At 73.3% G+C, this 14,710-nt stretch carries 14 protein-coding genes; 1 reads left to right on the top strand and 13 read right to left on the bottom strand.

Annotated elements, in window-relative coordinates; translation table 11 throughout:
• Positions 1-32: 32 nt before the first annotated feature.
• From L7N97_RS18910 to L7N97_RS18850, 13 genes are all read right to left on the bottom strand, one after another.
• Positions 33-1,334, bottom strand: a complete 1,302-nt coding sequence (locus tag L7N97_RS18910; RefSeq protein WP_237479840.1) for a lanthionine synthetase LanC family protein — start codon at positions 1,332-1,334, stop codon at positions 33-35.
• Positions 1,331-2,404 carry a T3SS effector HopA1 family protein gene (locus L7N97_RS18905; protein ID WP_237479839.1) on the bottom strand — a complete coding sequence of 358 codons (1,074 nt, stop codon included), beginning with the start codon at positions 2,402-2,404 and terminating at the stop codon, positions 1,331-1,333. The genes L7N97_RS18910 and L7N97_RS18905 overlap by 4 nt, the downstream gene beginning before the upstream one ends.
• Positions 2,401-3,510, bottom strand: a complete 1,110-nt coding sequence (locus L7N97_RS18900) for a phosphotransferase family protein (RefSeq protein ID WP_237479838.1) — start codon at positions 3,508-3,510, stop codon at positions 2,401-2,403. Before L7N97_RS18900 ends, L7N97_RS18905 begins: the two co-directional genes overlap by 4 nt.
• A 193-nt stretch (positions 3,511-3,703) precedes the next feature.
• On the bottom strand, positions 3,704-4,843 hold the full coding sequence (locus L7N97_RS18895) for a hypothetical protein (RefSeq protein ID WP_237479837.1): 1,140 nt from the start codon (positions 4,841-4,843) through the stop codon (positions 3,704-3,706).
• A gap of 226 nt (positions 4,844-5,069) precedes the next feature.
• Positions 5,070-6,701, bottom strand: coding sequence for a carboxylesterase/lipase family protein (locus L7N97_RS18890; RefSeq protein ID WP_237479836.1), 1,632 nt, complete (start codon positions 6,699-6,701; stop codon positions 5,070-5,072).
• Positions 6,698-7,240, bottom strand: a complete 543-nt coding sequence (locus L7N97_RS18885; RefSeq protein WP_428981007.1) for a DedA family protein — start codon at positions 7,238-7,240, stop codon at positions 6,698-6,700. The genes L7N97_RS18890 and L7N97_RS18885 overlap by 4 nt, the downstream gene beginning before the upstream one ends.
• A gap of 4 nt (positions 7,241-7,244) precedes the next feature.
• Positions 7,245-8,219: a class II fructose-bisphosphatase gene (glpX, locus tag L7N97_RS18880; RefSeq protein WP_237479835.1), complete on the bottom strand. Its 975-nt coding sequence runs from the start codon at positions 8,217-8,219 to the stop codon at positions 7,245-7,247.
• A gap of 64 nt (positions 8,220-8,283) precedes the next feature.
• On the bottom strand, positions 8,284-9,588 hold the full coding sequence (locus L7N97_RS18875) for a homoserine dehydrogenase (protein WP_237479834.1): 1,305 nt from the start codon (positions 9,586-9,588) through the stop codon (positions 8,284-8,286).
• A gap of 131 nt (positions 9,589-9,719) precedes the next feature.
• On the bottom strand, positions 9,720-9,881 hold the full coding sequence (locus L7N97_RS18870; RefSeq protein WP_237479833.1) for a hypothetical protein: 162 nt from the start codon (positions 9,879-9,881) through the stop codon (positions 9,720-9,722).
• 133 nt (positions 9,882-10,014) lie between these two features.
• Positions 10,015-10,518, bottom strand: a complete 504-nt coding sequence (locus tag L7N97_RS18865) for a YciE/YciF ferroxidase family protein (RefSeq protein ID WP_237479832.1) — start codon at positions 10,516-10,518, stop codon at positions 10,015-10,017.
• A gap of 86 nt (positions 10,519-10,604) precedes the next feature.
• Complete coding sequence (locus L7N97_RS18860) at positions 10,605-11,903, bottom strand: MFS transporter (RefSeq protein ID WP_428981062.1); 1,299 nt, start codon at positions 11,901-11,903, stop codon at positions 10,605-10,607.
• 114 nt (positions 11,904-12,017) lie between these two features.
• Positions 12,018-12,329, bottom strand: a complete 312-nt coding sequence (locus tag L7N97_RS18855; RefSeq protein ID WP_237479830.1) for a Dabb family protein — start codon at positions 12,327-12,329, stop codon at positions 12,018-12,020.
• Positions 12,330-12,450: 121 nt separating this feature from the next.
• Complete coding sequence (locus L7N97_RS18850; RefSeq protein WP_237479829.1) at positions 12,451-13,362, bottom strand: LysR substrate-binding domain-containing protein; 912 nt, start codon at positions 13,360-13,362, stop codon at positions 12,451-12,453.
• Positions 13,363-13,457: 95 nt separating this feature from the next.
• Between L7N97_RS18850 and L7N97_RS18845 the strand changes: the two genes are divergently transcribed.
• Positions 13,458-14,693, top strand: a complete 1,236-nt coding sequence (locus L7N97_RS18845; protein WP_237479828.1) for an MFS transporter — start codon at positions 13,458-13,460, stop codon at positions 14,691-14,693.
• Positions 14,694-14,710 lie beyond the last annotated feature (17 nt).

Here is a 14,710-nt window from a genome sequence, read left to right as displayed (position 1 = left end):
GCTCCTATCTGGTGTCGACGGATCGGCCGCTGTCAGGCCGCCACGCGGTGTGGCTGCGCCACATCCAGCGAGTCGCCGGTCGGCAGGGCGAGGCTGGGCGCGCAGGCGGGGTCGAACAGCCGCAGATAGTGGAGGCCGATGCTGGTCGTGCCCGTCATGGTGGACGGTGTCTCGCCAGCCTGTGGCACGCCGCACCGCCACGGGCTGCCGGTGTCGTGGCAACCGGCGGCCCCGACGTCGCCGATGCGGCGCGCGGCTTCCAGCGCCTCCGGCCGCCCGACGCGGACCGCCAGTTCGACGAGGAACTCGCCGATCCCCGCGACTCCATGGCAGAGGGAGAAGTCCTCCTCCGCCGACACGCCTCGCGCGAGCCGCGCCGTGACGGCCGCCGTCACGGCATCGATCTCCGCGGCGGTCTCGGCGTCGCCGGGGTCGAGCTCGCGGATGCGCAGGCGGGACAGCCCGATGCCCACCCCGCCATGGCACCAGACGAAGGGATAGGTCGGCTCGCCGGCCGATTGCCCGGCAAGGATGCGGAAATCGGGCCAGCCGCCTTTCCATCGGTCGAAGTGGACCCGTTCGTAACGGAGGCAGGCGCGCGCGGCGTCTCGAAAATCCGAGCGCCCCGCCGCTGCGGCGACCTCGTGCAATGCCAGCGCCGCTCCCGCCGTGCCGTGCGACAGCCCGAGGAGGTCGCGCCCTTCCAGGCCGGAGGGCCACGACATCGCGCCGTCCGCGATCCGCGCCGCCGCGACCAGCTCCTCGGCGAGCCTGACCGCGCCCGCGAGGAGGTCGCCGCGACCGAAGGCCCGCGCCGCGGCGACGAGGCCCAGGGCCGCGCCGGCGCGGCCGTTCAGCAGGTCGAAGAATCCCGGCGCGACGGGCTCGCGTGCCGCGCGTTCGAGCAGCGCCAACCCGCGACCGATGGCGACCTCATCGTCCAGCGATCGGCCGATGTGAATGAGGCTCCAGCCGACCCCGACGGGGCCAGCGTAGAATCCGGAGCCGGTCGGCCACCATTCCGCGGTCGCGGCCAACGCCTGTCGCAAGGCGCCCCGCGCGGCCCGCCTCTGGTGGGGGTCACCTGTCGCCGCCTGGAGGCGCGCCAGGAACAGGGCGATGCCGGACACGCCGCTGTAGAGCTCGGGCGTCGCCGGCTTCAGCACCGGCACGAAAGCGCCGCCGGCGCCCGGCTCGAGGTTCCAGCACAGCCAATTGCAGCGATCGCCCTGCCATATGGCTTCCCGGACCAGGGCACATCCTATGCCGTCGGCGACGTCGAGGTAGCGCTGGCCACCGGCGAACCTCGTACTCTCGAAGCTGGCGACGCTCATGCGGCGGTCTCCCTGACGGCAGAGCTGGTGAGGGCGGGGTAGACATCCACGAGGCCCAGGGCGAGGTGGGGCTGTGCCGCAGCGAGGCCCGCCGCCCGGAAGCGCGCGGCGACGGCCCCTGCGCGGGACGCGGGGTCCTGGTGGCCCCTCGCCCAGGCATCGACGAGGCCGGCCGCGAAGAGCGCGCAGCGCGACTGGCCGAAGCTTTCACCGGTGCCGGGGTCGTCCGCGCCACCGACTCCCGCGACGAGCGGCACGGTCCAGAGCGGGACGCCCCCCCTCAACCTCCGTGAGAAATCGCTTGCGAGCGGGACGAGGAGGCCGATCAGACTGGGCACGTGGCGGCGCGCGACGTAGAGCACTGAAGCGTCCAGGCGATCGAATGCTGCCGGGTCCACGGGGCACTTGAACCAGAACGGGATGCCGAAGCGGTTCAGAAGCGGGGCGAGCTCGCCGAGCAGCCACGCGGCCGATTCAGCATCGCCGTCGAAGTAGAGGCGCCCGATACGTGCCAGATCGTAATCGCTCGGCGGCGCTTCACCGAATGCATAGTAGTAGCCTGCTTGATGGGTGAGGGAGCTCCGGTCACGCCAGCGCTCGACGCTGTCTCCCACCGCGGGGGAGCGCGGCGTGCCGACCGCGGCGTAGCGGCCCGGCGGGAGCCTCATGGCCCGGTCGCCCTTCGACGCGTGGACGGACCCGTCGAGGTCGCGCGAGAAGACGCGCCAGCCGGGCTCCCAAGCGGCACGGCTCGGATTGCGCGCGTCGAGCCGCTTGAGGAAGGCCGGGTCGGCCACCACCTTGCGCCGCATTGAGGCCGGGTCGTAACCCGGCCCGCGGTAGTCACGCATATAGGCGGCTGCGTAGAGCGCTGTGCCGAGCGCGTCGCGCAGGGCGGCCACACCAGGCGTCAGTCCTGCTCCAGGAGCGGTCGGAACGACGTCTCCGGCGGAGATCTGCGGCCCGCTCCCGAACCTGAACGCCATCGGCGATGTGATCTGCACGTCGGCGAGGAGTCGCGCGATGCGCTCCCCCCTGGCCCAGGGCGCGGCGTCGTCGCGATCGTTCATGGGATGGCTCGCATCGTCGGCCGACCCGAGGCGGCGACCCCTCCGATCCCGAACACGGACAGGAGGGCCGCGGCGGGAGCCGCGAGGAAGTATCTCGCCAGGGCCAGGACCGGGTCGACCTGCGGCGATGTCGCGACGGCGTCGGGCAGCAGCTCGAACGCCAGCAGAACGAGGCGCGCGCCGACGAGGCGCGCGAGGAGGTCGGGGTCGGGCGGTCCCGCGGACGGGTCGACGGCGCTCAGATAGGCGGACCAGAGCCCGCGGGCGGCGTCGACCACCGCGCTGCCCGCGGCCTGCGGCGCCGCGGATTTGCCCGCCACGACGGCGCCGATGAGCCAGGGTTGGACGATCGCGGCCAGGGCGCTCGCGACATCCCAAAGCGGATCACCGAGCTCGGCCAGCTCCCAGTCGATGAGGAGCATCGCATCGTCGCCCGCACCGCCGACGAGGATGTTGTCGAACTTGACGTCGCCGTGCATGAGACAGAGACGACGCCAGCCGGCGCGAAGGCGCTCCATCCCGTTCAGCACCTCGGGGCACTGCTGCAGGGCGCCGATCACGCGCCGACGGGGCTCGTTCATGCCCGGCATCACCGCATGCGGCTGCTGGACGACGTTGAAGAGCCAGGGCGGCTCCGCCTTGAGGAGCGGCGCCAGACCGAGCAGCGCGCCGGGCCGCGCCGTCTCCGAATGGCAGGCCGCGAGCGCCGTCCCGATCCGCTCCGCCTGTCCGATCGTCAGCGGTCCGTCGCGCACCACGCGCTGGTTCAGGTTCTCGGCGCCCTCGACGAATCTGTAGACCAGAATGTGGGCGACAGGGTCGTAGCGCAGCAGGACGGGCATGCTGGAGCGCAGGCGCAAGCCCTCGCCAGCCTCCTGCGCGAGCTGCGCGCAGGCCGCCTCGCGCCGCAGCGATCCGACGACCTCTGGGTGCATCATCGGGATCTGCTTGACGAACAGGGAGTGCGGGCCGGCGCGCCTGACGACGAAGTTGCGGTTGCGGCGTCCGGTCTCCGACACGGCGAAGTCCTCGCCGACGACGTCCGCTGCTGAGCACAGCCCGGCGTCTCGGAGGTAGAAGAACAGGTTCGATGCAGTCAGAAACATCTGTCACCAATCTCGAGCCGCGGTCTCTCGCGCGACCGATGCCGGGCGCCGCGGAGCCGCATCGTGCGGGTCTCGATCTCCGGCCCTGGGCCGGGGGAACGGTCGCGGACTGCGGCCGTCCCCGTCATCGGAGCGGGCCTCACCCGCCCGGCCGGATCGACGGCTAGGCGGATGCGGACCCGTCAGTCCGCGGTCAGCGACCGCAGACGGGCGTGCAGATGGAGAAGATCGTGATGTTGCACTCGAACGGGCCGAGGGTGGCCTGGGGCGCGGTGCCACCGCCCGCCATCGCCGGCTGACCGCCGGCCTGGTTGCCGCAGCCGAAGACCGAGCACAGCATCAGCGTCGGCGGGCAATTCATCAGCGACGGGATCGGCGTCTGCGCCGCGCCGCCCTGCCCCCCCTGAGCGACCGGACCCGCGCCGCCGCAGCCGGCGATCTGGGTGACGATGCACGGCAGGCCGGTCGGACAGACGAGCGTATGCAGGATCGTCCCCAGGCCGCCGCTTCCCTGCGCCATCGGTGCCGCTCCACCGCCCTGATGGGGCGGACAGATCGGGAATTGGGTGATCTGACACAGGATCGGCATCGTCGGGAACACGGTGCCCGCACCGCCCTGTCCACCCTGCGCCATCGGCGCCGCACCGCCCTGGTTGGGCGGGCAGAGCGGCGGCAGGAGCGTATGCGGCAGGTTGCACATCGGCGGCAGAGTCGGGAAGATCGTCCCCGCCCCGCCCTGTCCACCTTGCGCCATCGGCGCACCGCTGCCGCAGCCGGCGACGAGGGTGATGATGCACGGCAGCCCCGTGCAGTTCAGGGTCGGGATGGGTGTGCCCATACCGCCCCCCTGGGCCATCGGCTGTGCGCCACCGCCCTGATGGGACGCGCAAAGCGGGGGGAACGTGAAGGTGATGGGCGTCCCGCCCTGGGCGCCGCCCTGTACCATCGGGGCCGGCGCGTTGTTGCAGCCGGCAATCAGAGTGATGACGCACGGCAGCCCCGTGCAGTTCAGGGTCGGGATGGGCGTGCCCATACCGCCCCCCTGGGCCATCGGCTGTGCGCCACCGCCCTGATGGGGCCCGCAGAGCGGAGGGAACGTGAAGGTGATGGGCGTTCCGCCCTGAGCCATGGGCGCCGCATTATTGCAGCCGACGATCTGGGTGATGATGCATGGCAGCCCCGTGCAGTTCAGGGTCGGGATGGGCGTCCCGGCGCCGCCCTGCGCCATCGGCTGTGCACCACCAGCCGCCTGTGGGCAGAACGGAGGCATCGTGAACGGGAAGCCCTGTCCACCGCCCTGTGCCCCTGCGCCGCCGCCCATGTCTTGCGTCATGTCGTCCGCTCCCCTCGCTCATGGGATGCTCAACGCCCACACGCGAAGAAGCACCCGCAAAAAGTGCAATCTTCGACCTAATCGATCTTTGATTGCATCTCTTGATAGTGCTCGGGTCAGCGGGCGGTCAATACGAAGGCCGCCGATGCCACTGTTAGTGAGTCTCTCAACATTTGCCGCGCGAAGCCGGCGCACCGCATCATGCCATCGACCGATCGGCCTTGATTCAGCGTGGATCGACAGATCGCAGGCTGCTCCAGACGCCGCAGCGATGCCGCGCGGCGAAATTCGGCGCGAAAGCGTCCGTGCCTGGCACGCCCGGCGACAGCGCGACGACGGCACCCGCCGCATCCGATGCCGCCGGATGCCACGGCGCCTCCCCCCGCGCGAAGGCCCCCCAGCGGTCCTGGATCTCAGCCGACAGCCGCGCCTGCGCGTCGTCGAACCGCGCCGGGTCCGCCAGAGCCCAGGGCCGGTCGAACACGTAGGCGATCTCGGCCGTGTGATAGCTGCCCGCACCGCCCGAGAAGGGCAGGCGCGGCAACGCGAAGGGCGGGTCGGGGTCGTCGAACTCGTAGGCGTAGACCGGCGCGCGGGCGCCGACGAGGCGGTCGAGGTCGAGGGCCGGGCAGGCGAAGAAGCCGTCGGTCAGCACGGCCGCATAGGCGGCGCGCGGCGAGTCGAAGCGCGACGCCGGATAGGCGGCGAGGATGGCCGGCGCCCGCGCGCCGAAGAGGCGGCGGATCTCGGCCCCGTAGCTCGCCTCCGTCAGGAGGTCGGCCCGCAGCCCGCGCAGGTAGGAGAAGAGGCGGCCCTCGTCGCGGTTGGTGCCGTCGATCACCGGCACGGGGGCGAACCGGCCCGACGCGAAGGCGGCGCGGGGCGCGAGCGGCAGCACGTCGAGCCCCGCGACGGGCGCCCAGGAGTTCGGCCCCGTGACGCCGGGGCGCTCGGGCGCGGCCTCGACCACGTCCGCGGCCGGCAGGGCGCGCAGGCAGGCGAGGGCGTCGGGGCCCGCGCAGCCGAGCTCGCCGGCCATGCGGAAGCCGCCCGCTTCCGCGACCTCGGGCGCCACGCTGGTTTCCGGGGTCACGCAGGCGCCGCTCTGCAGGATGGCGCGCTGGAACAGCCCGGCCGAGCCCGGAGAGGCCATCTGGTAGCAGGCGCTCCAGGCGCCGGCCGACTGTCCGAAGACCGTCACGCTGCGCGGGTCGCCGCCGAAGCCGGCGATGTCGCGCTTCACCCAGGCCAAGGCCGCGCGCTGGTCGAGCAGCGCGAAGGCGCCCTCGCCCGGCTCGCCGCGGAGCGAGGGATGGGCGAAGAAGCCGAGCGCGCCGAGCCGATAGTTGACCGTGACGACGACCACGCCCTCGCGGCGCGCCAGCGCGCTCGGGTCGTACTGGCCGGAGGTGCCGAGCACGAGCGCGCCGCCGTGGATCCACACCATCACGGGCTTGCGGGCGTCCGGCGCGGCGCCCGGCGGCGCGTAGACGTTGAGGGTGAGGCAGTCCTCCTGCCCGAGCGTCGGGCCGCCGCCCGCCCCGCCGAGCTGCGCCGACAGGGCGAGGTTCTGCAGGCAGGAAGGGCCGAGGCGCGTCGCGTCCCGCGGCTCGGTCCAGGGCGCCGGCGGCTGCGGGGCGCGCCAGCGCAGCGGCCCGACCGGCGGCGCCGCGTAGGGGATGCCGAGGAAGGCCTGCCCGCCCGCCGCCGCGGCGCCCACCACGGGGCCGGCCGCGGTCTCGACGCGCCGCGGCTCGACGCCGTCGGCGTGGACGATGTCGTCGACGCGGCCGGGTTCGAGGTCGCAGCCGCCGAGTGCCGCCGCGAGCAGCGCCGCGGCGAGGCGCCGAAGCCTCAAGCGAACCAGTCCCGCACGGCGTCGACCCCGAAGGCGCCGGGCGCCAGCACGAGGAAGGACCACAGCAGCGCCGACGACCAGTTGGCCGCCTGGAACGGCAGAGCCGGCATGGCGGCGAGGCCGGCGATCAGCGGCACGGTGGCGCGCAGCGGGCCGAGGAAGCGGCCGAGGAACACGCCCGCCGCGCCCCAGCGGTCGACGTAGCTCCGCGCGCGCACCAGCATCTCGGGGTGGCGGGACAGCGGCCACAGGCCGGCGACGCGGTCCTCGAAGCGGCGGCCGAGCCAGAACGACAGCCAGTCGCCGAGCGCGGCCCCGACCGCCGCGGCGGCGAAGACCGGCATGAAAGCGAGGCCGGCCTGCCCCACCAGGGTGCCGACCGCGACCAGCACCAGCGTGGCGGGCAGCAGGAAGGACACGAAGGCGAGCGACTCGCCGAAGGCCAGCGCGAAGCACACCGGCGCCGCGTAGACCTCATGGTCGCGGACGAAATCCGCGATCCCCTGCCCCCATTGGGCGATCCACGCCATCAGCCCCATGCGGTCAATCGAGCCTGAACTTGCCGGCGTCGCGGTGCTCGGCGCGGATGCGGCGCACCGTGCCGCTGGAGGAACGGTACAGCACGGCCTCGGTCTCGACGCGGCCGCCGGCGAAGCGGACGCCGTGCGCCAGGGTGCCGTCCGTGACGCCAGTGGCGGCCACGATGACGTCGCCCGACGCCATCTCGTCCATCGTGTAGGTCTTGTGGGGATCGCGGATGCCCATGGCGGCGGCGCGCTCGCGCTTCTCGGCGCTGTCGAGCACCAGCCGCCCCTGCATCTGCCCGCCGACGCAGCGCAGCACGCCCGCCGCGATCACGCCCTCGGGCGCGCCGCCCGAGCCGAGGTAGAGGTCCACGTCGGTCTCCCTGGGCCGGGCCGTGAAGATCACGCCGGCGATGTCGCCGTCCGACAGGAGGCGCAGCGAGGCGCCGACGCGGCGGCAGGAGGCGATGAGCCCCGCGTGGCGGGGGCGGTCCAGCACCGCGACCGTGATGCGCGAGGGCGCGACGCCCTTCGCCTCGGCGAGGGCCCGCACGTTGTCCTCGGGCGAGCGGTCGAGGTCGACGACGCCGGCCGGGTAGCCGGGGCCGACCGCGATCTTCTCCATGTAGACGTCGGGCGCGTTGAGCAGCGCGCCGGAGCGCGCCATGGCGATCACCGTGATGGCGCCCGGCAGGTCCTTGGCGCAGAGCGTGGTGCCTTCGAGCGGCGCCACGGCGAGGTCGAACTTCGGGCCGACGCCCTTGCCGACCCGCTCGCCGATGTAGAGCATGGGCGCCTCGTCGCGCTCGCCCTCGCCGATCACCACGGTTCCGTCGAAGGGCAGGCGGTTCAGCTCGCGGCGCATGGCGTCGACGGCGGCCTGGTCGGCGGCGCGCTCGTCGCCGCGGCCCCGCCAGCGCGCCGCCGCGACGGCGGCCCGCTCCGTCACGCGGACGAGGTCGAGCGTCAGGCAGCGCTCGTCCATGTCGTCCATCGGGGAAATCGGCTGCGTCAAAGCGATTCTCGGCCGCGCGCGGTCCGGGCAGTCCGCACCTGCTTCAACCGCGCTCTATGCGGATCAACTGCGGTTTTCCCGCGATGGTTCCTCCCGCCTCGACGGCGTCCAGGGCCTCGCGGATGGTGGTCTCGGAGGTGGCGTGGGTGATCAGCACCACGGGGACGTGGCCGGTCGCCGCCGCGCGGAGCGAGGCCGCGGGCTGGCGCTGCATGATGCTCTCGAAGGAGATCTCGGCCGCGGCCATGCGGGTCGCGATGGCGGCGATGGAGCCCGGCCGGTCCAGCACCGCCAGCCGCACGTAGTAGCCGCCCTCGTGGCGCTGCATCGGCGCGCGGGGCGCGCGCTCCAGCGACTCGGCCGGCCGGCCGAAGGGCAGCACGCGGCTGCCGCGCGCGAGGTCGGCGATGTCGCCCAGCACGGCCGAGGCGGTGGCGTCGCCGCCCGCGCCCGGCCCCACCAGGGTCAGCTCCGCCACCGCGTCGGCGTTGACCGCGACCGCGTTGGTGACGCCCTTGACCTCGGCCAGCGCCGTGCCCTTGGCCACCATGGTGGGGTGCACGCGCGTCTCGATGCCGTGGTCGGTGCGCTGGGCGACGCCCAGGAGCTTCACGCGGTAGCCGAGGTCGTCGGCGGCCTTCAGGTCGTCCGAGGTGATGGAGCGGATGCCCTCGACGTGGATCGCGTCGAGGTCCACGGCGGTGCCGAAGGCGAGGCTCGCCAGGATGGCGAGCTTGTGGGCCGTGTCGTGGCCGTCGATGTCGAAGGTCGGGTCGGCCTCGGCGTAGCCGAGCCGCTGCGCTTCCGCGAGGCAGGCCTCGAAGCCGATGCCTTCGGCCTCCATGCGGGTGAGGATGTAGTTGCAGGTGCCGTTGAGGATGCCGTAGACGCGGTCCACCGCGTTGCCGCTGAGCGCCTCGCGCAGCACCTTGATGGCCGGGATGCCGCCCGCGACCGCGGCCTCGAAGCTCAGCGACACGCCGCGCGCCTCGGCGGCGGCGGCGAGCGCCATGCCGTGGTGGGCGAGCAGCGCCTTGTTGGCGGTGACGACCGACTTGCCGGACGCGATGGCGGCCTCGACGGCCTCGCGGGCCACGCCCTCGTGTCCGCCGATGAGCTCCACGAAGACGTCGATGCCGGGGGCGCGGGCGAGCGCGACGGGATCGTCGAACCATTCGGCGGTGCCGAGCAGGGGCGCCGCCTTGGCGCGGTCCCGCGCCGACACCCCGACCACGGCGACCGGCCGCCCCGTGCGGCTCGCCATGGCGGAGGCGCCGTCGGTCAGGCGACGGAGGACGGCACCGCCGACGGTGCCGAGGCCGGCGATGCCGACGCGCAGGGGAGACATGGTGGGTTCCGGCTCGCTGGAGGCGCCCGCGCTCAGCCCGGGGGCGCCCGCGCGGGCCTGTGGCCCCGAGCCTTACACGCTGCGCCGCCGCGGTGGAACCGCCGGCGCGACGCTTTCGCGCCGGTCCGGGATCAGCGGAAGCCGCCGCCGAACAGGAGATACAGGATGATGAGGATGCCGATCAGGCCGACGATGCCGATGCCGCCGCCGCCGTAGTAGCCGCCGCGGTATCCGTAGAAGCCGCCGCCGCCGAACAGCAGGATCACGATCAGGATCAGGATCAGCAGGGTCACGGCCGAGATCTCCGGGCGGGGTGTGATCGACCGGGCGGGCCGAACGGGCGACGGGATGCCGCCGCCCCGTCAACGCGATTGGGGCCGGAATGTGCCGGCGCGGGCGCGGCTTTTCGAGCCCCGAGGGGCCTGCTCAGGCCGCCTTCCTGTTGACCTCGCCGCCCGCGATGTCGCTGAGCTTGGCGTCGGTCGCCTTCTCCTCGGCGAGGCTCTTCTCGAACAGCGGCAGCACGTCGTGCTTGCCGAGGCGCTTGGCCCAGGCCACCAGCGTGCCGTAGCGGGCGATCTCGTAATGCTCGACGGCCTGTGCGGCGGCGAGCAGGCCGGCGTCCAGCACCGCCTTGTCGTCGACCTCGCCCGCGACCTCCTCGGCCTCCTTGATGATGCCGTCGATCGCCTGGCAGGTGACCGACTCCGCCTTGATGCCGAGCTTGCCGAAGGCCTCGTCGAGGCGCCCGATCTGCGTCTCGGTCTCGGCCAGGTGGGCCTCGAAGGCCTGCCGCAGCGCCGGGCTCGTGGCCTTGGCGATCATCTTCGGCAGCGCCTTGGCGATGCGGTGCTCGGCGTAATAGACGTCCTTGAGCTGGTGGACGAAGAGGTCGTCCATCGTGTGGATGTCCTTCGTGAAGATCCCCATCGCAGGCTCCCGTGCTCCGGCGGCCGCGCGGGGCCGCACCGCCGGATCAACCGGGAAGCACAGGCCCTGTTCCGCGCGCGCAGGGTTCAGGCGGCGCGGTCGAGAGCCGAGCCGTTCCGCGTGTCGGGCAGCCACAGGTAGACGATCAGCGACACCAGGATCAGCGCGCTGGCGTACCAGAAGAAGCCGTCCTCGAAGCCGCGGTCCTTGAAGGCCAGCGCCACCGCGTCCGTGGAGCCGCCGAAGACCGCCGCCGTGAGGGCGTAGGGCAGGCCGACGCCGAGCGCCCGGATGGCGGTGGGGAACAGCTCCGCCTTCACGATGGCGGTGATCGAGGTGTAGCCCGACACGATGGCCCAGGCGGCGCAGATCAGGCCGAGCGCCACGAGCGGGCTGTGGGTCTGCTTGATGGCGGTGAGCAGCGGCACGGTGCCGAGCGTCCCCACCACGCCGAAGGCCACGAGCAGCGGCTTGCGGCCGATGCGGTCCGACAGGGCGCCGTAGAGGGGCTGGAGCGCGATGGCGAAGACCAGCGAGGCCAGCGTCACCGCCGTGGTCTGGTCGTCCGACAGGCCCACCGACAGCTTGAGGTATTTCTGCATGTAGGTCGTGTAGGTGTAGAAGGCCGAGGTGCCCCCCACCGTGATGCCGATCACGACCAGCATGTTGCGCCAGTTCTGCTTGAGCAGTTCGCCGAAGGGCCGGCGGGTGCGGGCCGCGGCGACGAACTTCTCCGATTCGGGCAGGTGCGCCCGCATGCGGAAGCCGTAGAGCGAGGCCAGCGCGCCGATCGCGAAGGGGATGCGCCAGCCCCAGCTCTTCAGCTGGTCGGGCGTCAGGAACAGCTTCTGCAGCACGAAGAGCAGCAGCACGGCGGCGAGCTGGCCGCCGATCAGCGTCACGTACCAGACGCCGGAATAGAACCCGCGCCGGTCCGGCGGCGAGATCTCGCTGAGGTACGTGACGCTGGTGCCGTATTCGCCGCCCTGGCTCAGGCCCTGGATGATGCGCGCGAGCGACAGGATCACGGCCGCCCAGACGCCGATCGAATCGTAGGTCGGCGACACGGCGATCAGCAACGAGCCGAAGCACATGGCCAGGATGGACACGGTGAGCGACGAGCGGCGGCCGTAGCGGTCCGCCAGGTAGCCGAAGATCATGGAGCCGAAGGGCCGCATCAGGAACGCGATGGCGAAGAGCGTCGCCGCCTGGAGCTGCTGCACGGCGGCGTCGTTCTTGGGGAAGAACGAGCCCGCGAAATACAGCGCGAAGGCCGAGTAGGCGTAGACGTCGTACCATTCGATGAGGTTGCCGAAGGACGTCGCCAGCACGGCCCAGACCGTACTCCCCGTGGTCGGGGCCGCCTCGGCCCGCCGATCCCCCATCGCGGCATCAGCCATCGCCGTCACCCTCCCGGACGCGGGAGAGCTCCGGCTCCGCCCCTTCGTCGGACGGAGAGTTTCAGGTCGGGCGGGGATGCACAAGCCCCGCGCGCATCGTCAGGACAGGTCGAGATCCAGCACGGTCAGCCCGGCGAGGCCCCCTTCGGCGGCCCGGACCAGGCGCGCGCCGGCGGCTTCGTGCTCGGGCAGGGCCAGATAGGCGTCGCGCGCCGCAGCGTCGTCGAAATCGACCGTGAAGGCGTGGGTGTGCCCGTGCGCCAGCCCCTCGGGGCTGACGTTGGCCCCGTGGCGGATGTCGCTCATGCCCGGCAGGTGGCCGCGCAGGTCCGCCAGGGCGGCGAAGATGGCCGCGATCTCGCCCGGCGCGACGCCTTCCCGGAACCGCACCAGCACCACATGTCGGATCATCGCGGGTCACCTCGTGGATCGTCGTGCGGCGGAAATATGACGGAACCGGCGCGGGCTCAACGCCCGCGGAGGGCGGGGCTGGAATGCGGCAGCGGGAGGGCGCCGGCGGCCGAGGCGGCCCTCAGGACGGCGCCGGCGCCGCCGCTGGAGCCCCTTCCGCCGCGAGCCAGGCGACGAAGCCGGAGGTGACGGACGCCCCGCCGGCGTCGAGCGGCTCCAGCGCGACGTAGCCGGTGCGGCGGACCCGGATGTGGGACAGCGGCGTCAGGAGCCGCCCGGACGCCACGTCGATGTCCAGCATCGGCAGGGGGCCGACGCCGATCCCGAGCCCGTCGTCGACGGCCTGCCGGGTGATGAAGAAGTGGTCGAAGACCTGCCGTCGCGCGCCGGCGAGGTGTGCGAGCCCGGCCTCCTCCAGCCAATCGGCCCAATCTCCCGGCCGCGTCTCGCTGCCGAGCAGGAGGTGGCCCTCGATGTCGGCCGGCGCGGCGATCGGGCGCCGGGCGAACAGCGCGGGGCTCACGATCACGGTGTCGGCCTCGTCGAGGACCGGCGTCGCCCGGTGGTGCGGCCACGCCTCCGGCCGCGGGCTGCCGCGGCGGATGGCGACGTCGAAGCCGCCGCGCAGGTCGTCCTGCACGGTCGTCACGGTGGTCACCGCCACCTCCACCTGCGGATGGTCGCGGTGGAACCGGTCGAGGCGCGGGATGAGCCAGCGCATGGCGAAGCTGGTCGGCGCGCTGACGAGGAGGATCCGCCGGGCCTCCAGTCGGCCGCAGGCCTCGGCCACGGCGACGATACGATCGAAGGACAGGCCCACCTCGGCGGCGAAGAGACGGGCGAGCGGCGTCGGCACCATGCGCCGCCCGGAGCGCACGAAGAGGCGCTGGCCCAGCCAGGCCTCGAGCGCCGCGATCTGGCGGCTGACCGCGCCGTGGGTCAGCCCGAGCTCGCTCGCCGCCCGCGCGTAGCTGTCGGAGCGGGCGGCGACGTCGAACACGCGCAGGGCGTTCAGGGGTGGCAGGCGGCGCATGGGAAGCGTGAGGAAAGGGCACGGGTCGGGTGACCCATGAGGGGCTAGTCCGTCCCGGCTCCGCGGTCCAGCGTCGGCCGGAAAGGAGCCGCCGCATGTCGCTCTCCCGCCCCCGGCCCTCCCCGCTCGACGATCCCGCCGCCCGCGACCGCCGCCGCACGCTCGCGGCCGTCGGCGTCAACCACGCCCTCCACGACGGCTACACGGACCTGATCTACGTGCTCCTGCCCGTCTGGCAGGGCCAGTTCGGGCTCGACTACGCGTCCCTGGCCCTGCTGCGCACGCTCTACACGGGCGCGCTGGCGGCGCTGCAGGTGCCCTCGACGCGGCTCGCCAGGGCGCTCGGGGCGCGGACCGTGCTGGTGCTCGGCACGGCGCTCAGCGCCGCCGGCTACGCGCTCGCCGGCCTGTCGGGCGGGCTCATCGGCCTCTGCGTCGCGCTGGCGCTGGCTGGCGCCGGGAGCAGCACCCAGCATCCCCTGGCCTCGACCGTGATCGCGCGCGCCTACGGCGCCGCGGCGCGAGGCCCGCTCAGCACCTACAACTTCACCGGAGACCTCGGGAAAGCCGCCCTGCCGCCCCTCGTCGGCCTGCTGCTGACGGCCTGGAACTGGCACGCAGCGCTCTGGGCCGTGGCCGGCCTCGGCGCCGCGGCCGCTCTGGCCGTGGGGCTGTGGCTGCCGCGCGACGCGTCGGCAGGACCGCGAAGGACCGGCGGCGCGGCGCCGCCGGCCCGCGTCGGTCGCGCCGCACAGCCGGGCCGGGCCGGCTTCGGGCTGCTCGTCGCCATCGGCGTGCTGGACACCACGGCGCGCCCCGCCTTCCTGCTCTACCTGCCGTTCCTGCTCGGCGCGAAGGGCGCGGCACTCGCCACGGTCGGCGTCGCCTTCGCGCTGGTCGGCGTCGGCGGCGCGCTCGGCAAGGCCGTCTGCGGGAAGCTCGGGACGCGTCTCGGCGTCACCCGCACCGTGCTGCTCACGGAGGTCGGGACCGCCGCGGCGATCCTGGCCGCGATCGCGCTGCCGCTCGGGCCCGTGCTCGTGCTGCTGCCGGGGCTCGGCCTCGTGCTGAACGGCACCTCGTCAATCCTCTACGGCACGGTGCCGGACCTCGCACCGGACGGCCGCGTCGACCACGCCTTCGCGCTGTTCTACACCTTCACGCTCGGGGTGAGCGCGCTGGCGATGCCGCTGCTCTACGGGCAGCTCGGCGACGCGGTCGGCCCGGCCTGGGCCGCCGCGGCGGCGGCCGCGACGGCGCTCGCCGTCGTGCCGCTCATGCTCGCCCTGTCGTCCCGCCTCCCGGCGGACGCGCCGGCGTCCCGGGGCTGACGCCGCGCCGGCTCACC

It is taken from the genome of Lichenibacterium dinghuense (genome assembly GCF_021730615.1).
GTDB classification, from domain to species: Bacteria; Pseudomonadota; Alphaproteobacteria; order Rhizobiales; family Beijerinckiaceae; genus Lichenihabitans; species Lichenihabitans dinghuensis.
Note: the sequence above shows the minus strand (reverse complement) of the source record. Positions and strands in the feature narration are given on the sequence as shown.